Here is an 8080-nt window from a genome sequence, read left to right as displayed (position 1 = left end):
TCCCAAAACCGCACCCGCACACCCCGCGGCAACACCACATTCGGCATCACAACCTCCGACCACAACCGGTGTTGCAACCACCCCATGAACCCGAGCTCCGTTGGGGACGTTGACCGTCCTCAACGACGCGTTGCGGACACGGGGACCCCGGCAACGGCAGGAGTCGCGAACGGCGCGGCCCCGGCGTTGAACGTCGGCGATGTGCCGTTCGCGACTCGGCCGACCTGCGCGGAAATCCGTGGCGGGGCGCTGTGACGGTGTCCCGGACGACGCTTCGTCCGAGCCACCGCACCTGACTCCATCGGTGTTCGGATGGCCCGCATGAATGACATTGCGAACCACCGGATGTGTCCTTTGTGGATAGTGTCGCCGTGAAAGGGTCCTTGGGAGCGCTGAGTGCTGTGAAGGCTCCCCTTCAGGGCGTTCGGCGCACTGGCAGGGTGTGGCCTGTGAGGTGAGTGGTGCGCTTGTGGCTGGTGGTGACGGTGGGGCGCCTAGTGGCGGCATCGTCTGTCGCGAACGCTCCGTTCGAGACGTTCATCGTCGCCAACGACGCGTCCGGGACATCGCGCCGAACCGGGCACTGGACGCGGCGAGGCCGAGGGACGCCCTGGGTGCGTCCACCGCACCGAGGGACGCCCTTGTCACATCCACCGCACCCAGGGACGCCCTTGGCGCAGTCACACCGCAGGCCCGGCACCGGCCCACAGCGAGCGCGTCAACGCTCGCCGGTCAGCCGCAGAATCTCCCGCGCCACCGCGTCGTTCTGGCGGAAGGACGCCGCGTTGGTCCGTGGCCGCGTGAACGCCGCGGCCGAACGCGCGCTCGTGTGCGGGCCGACAGCGAAGCGATGTGGCCGTGCCTCGCCCGCACCGTCCAGCATCCGCGAGTCGCTCACCCGAGTGTGGATTCGCCCTGACGACAGCCGGTCACCGGTCGTCGAATCCACAATGGACTCCTCGACGAGTTCCCCGGAATCGCGCAGCTGCTGTAGCAATACGTCCGACGCGCGCCCGACACTGGCGTTCGGCAGCCGTGCTTCGATCAGCGTCCGTGCCGTGACCTCGCCGGGAAAGCTCACGCCGGAGGCGGCGAACAGACCGCGAGAGGTGTCCGCGCGCACCCGCATTTCCGCGCCCACGAAGGAAACCAGTCCGGCATCTTGCAGCGCCAGCAGTTCCTCCAGCCGTCGTGGCGGTGGCCCACTGGCGAAGTACGAGAAGAACCCGTGGAACCATCCGTCCAGATCGGACAGTTGCGAAGCCGCGTCGAGACGGCCGGTGCCCACCAGGCCGGGAAGCTGGCCGTACACCGAAAGCAAGGCCATGAACGCGCCGAGGTCGGCACTGAACTCACTGTCGGCGCGCCGGGAAAGATCCGCCTCGACGTACTCCCGCAGTTCCTTGCCGAACTCCTCGGCGGAACCGGTCCACAGGCCGGTCAGCGGACGGTCCAAAGCGGACAGATCGAGCCGGTCCTGCTCGGCGGGAACGGCGCGGTCGATCAACGACGTCATTTCCGCGGAATCCCATGGTGTATCGGCGAAAGCGTCAGCGAACACGGCGAAGTCGAGCTGGACCCGGTCCGGATGCCCGGTGAACAGTTCGCTGTAGTACCCCCAGGCGATCTCCTTCGCGATCACCGGCCACACGTCGCGGCGGAAGTGCAGAGGCCCAGGTACCTCGCACAGCTTTTCTATCGCGTAGGCATCGAAAAACTTGGGTAGCTGCAAGGGCTTCCCCCGCAGCCGGTAGCCGATTTTCGCGTGATAGGGCACACCGCGGCGCGAGCCGACGTACAGCACCGGCTCGGCGCCGCTCGGGTGATAGCGCAGCCCGCCGCACGTCAGTTTCTCGAACCGGCCGCCGCGCCCCTCGGTCAGCAGCAACATGAGATCCACGAAGGCGAGCCCGAATCCCCGCACCAGCACCGGTTCCCCGGCTGGGACGGCCCCGTAGTCGACGTCGGCGGTGTACCCGGCCGGGTAGTAAGCCAGGCCGTGCTGGACGGCGAAATCGGCGAGTTCACTCTCCCGTCCGTCGGGTTCCGCGTCGATGTGGCCCACGGTGAACATCACCGCGTCGGCGATCACGGGCTTGTCGACACCGTCGAGCCACACCCGCTGCGGATTCCCGTCCTCGACCCGGACCGCGTGCGCACGATGCTCGACGACCTCGACGCCGTCGGGCAGTTCCGCGAGCACCTTCCGGTAAAACCAGTCCAGGTAAGCACTTTGCAGCCGCCGGGTCGGGAATTCCGTGCCCGCCAGCGAGTCCAGCTCGGACCGCACGCCGACGGGCACCTGCGCGTCGAGCGTGCCGTCACGCACCTGACGCGCCCATTCGATGAGGGAGGGGCCCGGCAGGATCGGCCCGTCGATCCGCACCGAGTCGTCGGTGAACACCGTGACGTCCTCGGCCATCGAATTCATGCGCAGCAGCGGGGACTGCGCATAACGCCAGACCCGGCCCGGTCCGGGCGGGAACGGGTCGATCAGATGCACGACGAGCCGCCCGGAGAGCAGCTCCGGAGCGTTCGCGGCAAGCCTTTCGAGGACGCCGACCCCACGCGGTCCGGCGCCCACGACGGCGAGTGTGAACGGCGGATCTTCGGCCACGCCCCGAAGTTACGCCGGGCCGGTGCCGCGGCGGGAAGTTCCCACAGTGCGGACACCGGCGGAAAGATCCCGCAAACCACCGTGCGCACGGCGCCGAATCCCTGCTATCTGTCCGGCACGGAAAGGATCGTCGATGATCGCGCAGCAGAGTTCCGGCACGCCGTCTTCCGCGCGCGGACGGGGAGGCGGCAGAGGTGTCCGATGACATCCGCAGGCCGGACAAGGCACCGACGGCCAAGGATGTGGTCGACACACTGCGCCACGGCCGGTGGGCGATCTTCTGCCACGAATGGGCAGGCGATCGGATCGATCCCCCGCGCTGGCGCGAAATCGTCGACGCGGCCGCGACGGAAGCCGGGATCGACGCCGAGTTCGTGGTGATCGAGAAGCGCTCGCTGACCGTGGTCTTCAACCGCGCCGCGGCACCGTCGTTCGAGCAGGTCCGGGACTCCGTCGAGGTCATCGAGCGCTATCGCCGGCTCCGGCGCTGTTCCTGATCTTCCCAGCAGCCGGACGTCGTTGCCGTTCCGTACGCCGAGGGCGTAGCCGTGGAAAGGGACGACGAAATGGGGTGGCGGCATGCCGGTCGAATTCCTGGGCATCGGGGGAACGCACGACGGTTCGGAAACGCACGCGCGATCCGGCGGCGTCTTCGACAAGGAGTACACATTGCGGTTGGCCCGCGCGCACGAGGATTTCGGCTGGGATCGGGTGTTGTTCGCGTACGGCTCCGGTTCACCGGACCCCGCGCAGGCGGCGGCGTACGTCGCGACGAAGCTCGACACCCTGCAGATCCTGCTGGCGCATCGGCCGAACGTGTCCTATCCGACCTTCGCGGCGAAGACGTTCGCCAGCCTCGACCAGATTTCCGGCGGTCGCCTGACCGTGCACTTCATCACCGGCGGCAACGACCACGAGCAGCAACGCGAGGGCGACTACCTGACCAAGGACCAGCGCTACGACCGCACCCGCGAGTACATCCAGATCGTCAAGCGCGCGTGGACTTCGCCGGAGCCATTCGACCACGAAGGCGAGTACTACCGCTTCGCCGACTTCGTCAGCGACATCCGCCCAGTGCAGCAGCCGAGGCCGAACGTGTCGTTCGGCGGATCGTCGCCTGCCGCGTACGCCGCCGGTGGCGCGGAGGCCGACATCTACTGCCTGTGGGGCGAGCCGCTCGCGCAGACGGCGGAGCAGATCGAAGCCGTCGCCGAGGCCGCGAAGGCAGCGGGCCGCACCGAAGTCCCGCGCATCCAGGTCGCGTTTCGTCCGATCATCGCGCCTACCGAGGAACTCGCGTGGGAGAAGGCGTATCGCACAGTCGGCGCCATCAAGGAACGCACTGCGGGCGGTCAGCCACTGACCCGCCGTCACCGGCTGACCGATCCGGAGAACACCGGTTCCCAGCGGCTGCTCGAGATCGCCGAACGCGGTGAGCGGTTCGACCGCGCGCTCTGGACGCCGACCTCGGCCGCGACCGGCGGCGCGGGGAACTCGAACGCACTGGTCGGGACGCCGGAGACGGTCGCGCAGGCCTTGCTGGACTACTACGACCTCGGTATCGACATCCTGTCCGCCCGCGGCTACGACATGCTCGGCGACACGATCGACTTCGGCCGCCACGTCATCCCGATCGTCCGCGAGGAAGTCGCGAAGCGTGACGCCGAACGGACGGCCACCGGCACACCGGCGCCGGACGCGCTCGCCGTCGACGGCTGATCAAGGGGCGCTTGATCACGATTACCGAACGTCTGCGATCGAAAAACTTCGGTAGCAGGCGAGATACCGGCGAAAGAACCTAGAGATTCACCAACGCCGCACGAGACACTGACCCCGGCAACTCACTTATCGTGACTAGGCGGTGACGACTAGCCCCCGCAGGTCTCCACCTGGTCACCGGTGCAGTACGGTCTGCACACGAAGCCGGGGAGAAGAACGCATGGCACCACCGTCGGCCCGGGTCACATTTCGCGAGGTATTCGGCGTTCCCGAATTCCGAGCGCTGTGGTTCGGCGAGCTGTTGTCGATCGCGGGCGACCAGCTCGCCAGGGTGGCGCTGTCGATCCTGGTGTTCACCGGCACGAATTCCGCGACGCTCACCGGCCTGACATACGCGCTGACGTACGCGCCTTCCCTGCTCGGCGGCGTGTTCCTCACCGGCCTCGCCGACCGCTTCCCGCGCCGCAGCGTGATGGTCGCCGTCGACCTGATGCGGGCCGGGCTGATCCTGCTGGTCGCGATCCCGGGACTGCCGTTCTGGGTGATGTGCGTGCTGGTCGGCGCGGTTTCCCTGCTGAACCCGCCGTTCAAGGCGTCCCAGCTGGCGCTGCTGCCGCAGGTGCTCGAAGGCGACCGGTTCGTGGTCGGCATGGGCATCCGCAGCATGACCGTCCAATCGGCACAGTTGCTCGGCTTCGCCGGCGGCGGCGCGTTGCTCACCGCGCTCGACCCGCGGCTGGCCCTGGTGCTCGACGCGGTGACCTTCGTCCTTTCGGCGACGTTCGTCCGGTTCGGCGTCCACGCGCGACCGGCCGCGGCGCCGAACAAGGAGAAACGCAAGTCGTTCTTCGCGAGCCTCGGCGCGGGCGGCCGGATCGCGTTCGCCAACTCCGCGCTGCGCACGCTGGTGATCTTCACCTGGCTGATGGGCCTGCTCCCGGTCTACGAGGGGATCGCGGCGCCCTACGTTTCGGCGTCGGGCGGCGGCCCGCAGGTGATCGGCCTGCTGCTGGCGGCCGACCCGATCGGCAGCGTCATCTTCACCTTCGTCTACACCCGGTGGGTGCCCGCGCGGGTGCGGCCGAAGCTCATCGGACCGCTGTCCGCGCTCACCGCTGTTCCGCTGTTGCTCTGTTTCCTGCAACCGGGGCCGGTCGTGTCGATCGTGCTGTTCATCGTGTCCGGCGGCTTCGGCACGGTGGCGTTACTGCAGGCCACGGCCTCCTTGACGCTCGCGGTGCCGGACGAGCACCGGGCGCAGGCGATGGGCCTGTCCAACACCGGGCTGACCACGATGATGGGTATCAGCCCGCTGATCGGCGGTATCCTCGCGGATCAGGTCAGCGCCCAGACGACCGTCGGCATCTTCGGGGTCGTCGGAGTCGTGCTGACGGTGCCGTTGGCACTCGTGTGGCAGCGGGCCGTGCTCGCGGAGCCGAGCCGCTGGATCGATGAAGAAGCCGCACGCGCCGAACACGCCTAACGTGCTCCGCGCGTGAGGCTCTACCTGCGCGACCTCTGCGGTGCGCTTGCGGTCACTGGTCTTTGCCGCGCATCGCTGGCCACCCTTCACTCCGGCGTCAGGGAAAAAGTACACACTCAAAGCCCTTGTGGACAGGCGGCGAACGGGCTGAAACTGTGCGTGAGTGTTTTGTAACCGGACACCCGCGCAAGGGGTTGGGGGAAAAATGGTCACATCGGGGGAACACACTGGACAACGAGTGATTTCTGGTGTTGCCGAGTGGGCGCTGTGGTCACGGCCGCGCCGCTGGATCGTTGCGACGCTGAGCGCACTGGCCGTGACACTGATCTGGACGACGGTCAGCACCCTGGTGATCCCGGTCACGTGGAAGCACGTCGGACTCTTCTCCCTGCTGGCCGCGCTCGCGGTGACACAGTCCGAAGTCACCCGTCGCATCGAGCGCCAGCGCCGCATCCTGAGCAATGGCCCCCACGTCAACATGACGTCGGTGTGGCTGCTCCCCGGCGGCCTGCTGCTGCCCGTCCACCTCGTCGCCGCGCTCGGCGTCGTCCTGTACGTCTACATGGCACTGCGTAGCTGGCAGGGCATCCGCCCCGCGCAGCCGCACCGCGTCGCGGCCAACGCGACGACAATGATCCTCTCCGGATGTACGGCTGGGCTCGTGGGGGATTTTCTGCCCGCCACCAACGGAGTCACGATTGTTTGCGCCGCGGCGCTCGCCTTCTTCGTCGTCAACACCGCGCTCACCGGTCTCGGCCTCTACCTCGCCGAGCCCGAGTCCGCGACGGCCGAATCGTGCCTCGGCGGGATGGACGACAACCTGCTCGAACTGTCCACTTTGTGCGTCGGCGGCCTGCTGGTGATGGTGCTGCAGAACGAGCCGCTGCTCTCGGTGCTGGTGATCCTGCCGCTGTACGTGCTGCAGCGTTCCGTGCTGGTCAAGCGGCTGGAGGAACTGGCGACCACGGACCAGAAGACGCAACTGCTCAACGCCACGACCTGGCAGGACGGCGCGCAGCGGGAAATCTCCCGCGCCGAACGCGAAGGGGGCGGTTTCGGCGCGCTCATGATCGACCTCGATCACTTCAAGCGCATCAACGACACCTACGGCCACCTCGCGGGTGACGACGTTCTCAAGGCGGTCGCCGCGGTGGTGAAGGCCGAGACCAGGGCGCACGACCTCGTCGGCCGCTTCGGCGGCGAGGAGTTCGTCGCGCTCCTGCCCGCGACGTCCAAAGAGGACGCCATCGTGACGGCCGAGCGGATCCGGCAACGGGTCAGCGAACTCGTCATCGACACCAGGACCAACGAGGGCGAAGCGGTGGCGATCCAACGCCAGACGGCGTCGATCGGCGTCGCGTCGTATCCGCTCGACGGGTCCAGTGTGGAGGAGGTGATGGCGTCCGCCGACGCGGCTGTTTACGCCGCCAAACATGGCGGACGCAATCGCGTGGTCGGTTCGGTCGCCTCACCCGCACTCGCCGCGGTGGCTTAGGCCCAAACTCCCCGAGGCCCATGCCGTTAAGGCCACCTTACGGGCGTTGAATCCAGTCCAGTCGCGCGCAGCGCGTCCGTTGAGGGCGGCGGGGGCATGGATGGAGCCCATAAGGTGGCCTTAACGGCATTCGGGGGTGCGTCAGGCGAGGCCGGTGGCTTCGGCGGCGGCCGGGTCGGAGTCGGTGAGGAACTGGCGGCAGCGGTCGTACTCCTCGGATTCGCCGATCTTGCCCGCGGCGCGGGCCAGCGCCGCCAGCGCGCGCAGGAAGCCCTGGTTGGGGCGGTGCGACCACGGCACCGGGCCGAAGCCCTTCCAGCCGGCGCGGCGCAGCTGGTCGAGACCGCGGTGGTAGCCGGTGCGAGCGTAGGCGTACGCGGCGACGGCGTCGTCCGCGTCCAGGGCCTTCTCGGCCAGCGCGGCCCACGCCTCGCTGAAGTACGGGTGCTCCGCGGCGACGGTCGCCGGATCGGTCCCGGCGGCCAGCGCGGCCTGTGCGGCGGTGTGCTCGGGCAGCAGCGTCGGCTCGGGGCCGAGCAGGTTGGCGTGCGTCATACCCGCCATTCTGCCCAGACCCTCACCGGCCTAGAAGAAGAGACTCCCGAGCACGCCGCCACCGGCGAGCACGAGCGCGGCGATGACCACCGCGGCGACAACACGTTTGGGCATCATGGCCGGACACCATGCCGTCCCCGGCGGGTCCGAGGCAAATCCGCCACCCCTACGGGTGAACCCTGGTTTTCGCGGTATCTGCCACGTTTTCGCC

At 68.1% G+C, this 8080-nt stretch carries 6 protein-coding genes; 4 read left to right on the top strand and 2 right to left on the bottom strand.

Translation table 11 applies throughout. The features are described 5' to 3' along the window. Window positions 1-718 precede the first annotated feature (718 nt). On the bottom strand, window positions 719-2617 hold the full coding sequence (locus tag ACFWY9_RS24875) for an FAD/NAD(P)-binding protein (protein ID WP_378340042.1): 1899 nt from the start codon (window positions 2615-2617) through the stop codon (window positions 719-721). A 194-nt stretch (window positions 2618-2811) separates the two neighbouring features. Between ACFWY9_RS24875 and ACFWY9_RS24870 the strand changes: the two genes are divergently transcribed. The 4 genes from ACFWY9_RS24870 (at window position 2812) to ACFWY9_RS24855 (ending at window position 7314) form a co-directional block, all read left to right on the top strand. Then, the gene (locus ACFWY9_RS24870) at window positions 2812-3114 is read left to right on the top strand and encodes a hypothetical protein (protein WP_378340041.1); all 303 of its coding nucleotides are present in this window, start codon (window positions 2812-2814) and stop codon (window positions 3112-3114) included. A gap of 82 nt (window positions 3115-3196) precedes the next feature. Next, window positions 3197-4336: an LLM class flavin-dependent oxidoreductase gene (locus ACFWY9_RS24865; protein ID WP_378340040.1), complete on the top strand. Its 1140-nt coding sequence runs from the start codon at window positions 3197-3199 to the stop codon at window positions 4334-4336. Window positions 4337-4556: 220 nt separating this feature from the next. Continuing rightward, on the top strand, window positions 4557-5819 hold the full coding sequence (locus tag ACFWY9_RS24860) for an MFS transporter (protein ID WP_378326223.1): 1263 nt from the start codon (window positions 4557-4559) through the stop codon (window positions 5817-5819). 322 nt (window positions 5820-6141) lie between these two features. After that, window positions 6142-7314, top strand: coding sequence for a GGDEF domain-containing protein (locus tag ACFWY9_RS24855; protein WP_378326379.1), 1173 nt, complete (start codon window positions 6142-6144; stop codon window positions 7312-7314). Window positions 7315-7455: 141 nt separating this feature from the next. On the opposite strand, the gene ACFWY9_RS24850 is transcribed toward ACFWY9_RS24855, so the two are convergent. Next, window positions 7456-7869, bottom strand: coding sequence for a DUF3151 domain-containing protein (locus tag ACFWY9_RS24850; RefSeq protein WP_378326224.1), 414 nt, complete (start codon window positions 7867-7869; stop codon window positions 7456-7458). Between the last annotated feature and the right edge of the window lie 211 nt (window positions 7870-8080).

Source organism: Amycolatopsis sp. NPDC059027 (assembly GCF_042739735.1).
In the GTDB taxonomy this organism is placed as follows: Bacteria; Actinomycetota; Actinomycetes; order Mycobacteriales; family Pseudonocardiaceae; genus Amycolatopsis.
Note: the sequence above shows the minus strand (reverse complement) of the source record. Positions and strands in the feature narration are given on the sequence as shown.

Excerpts from the sequence above, each read along its gene's own strand:
- ACFWY9_RS24850 (WP_378326224.1), bottom strand. The coding sequence starts at position 7,869 with ATGACGCACGCCAACCTGCTCGGCCCCGAGCCGACGCTGCTGCCCGAG.
- ACFWY9_RS24865 (WP_378340040.1), top strand. The coding sequence starts at position 3,197 with ATGCCGGTCGAATTCCTGGGCATCGGGGGAACGCACGACGGTTCGGAA.
- ACFWY9_RS24860 (WP_378326223.1), top strand. The coding sequence starts at position 4,557 with ATGGCACCACCGTCGGCCCGGGTCACATTTCGCGAGGTATTCGGCGTT.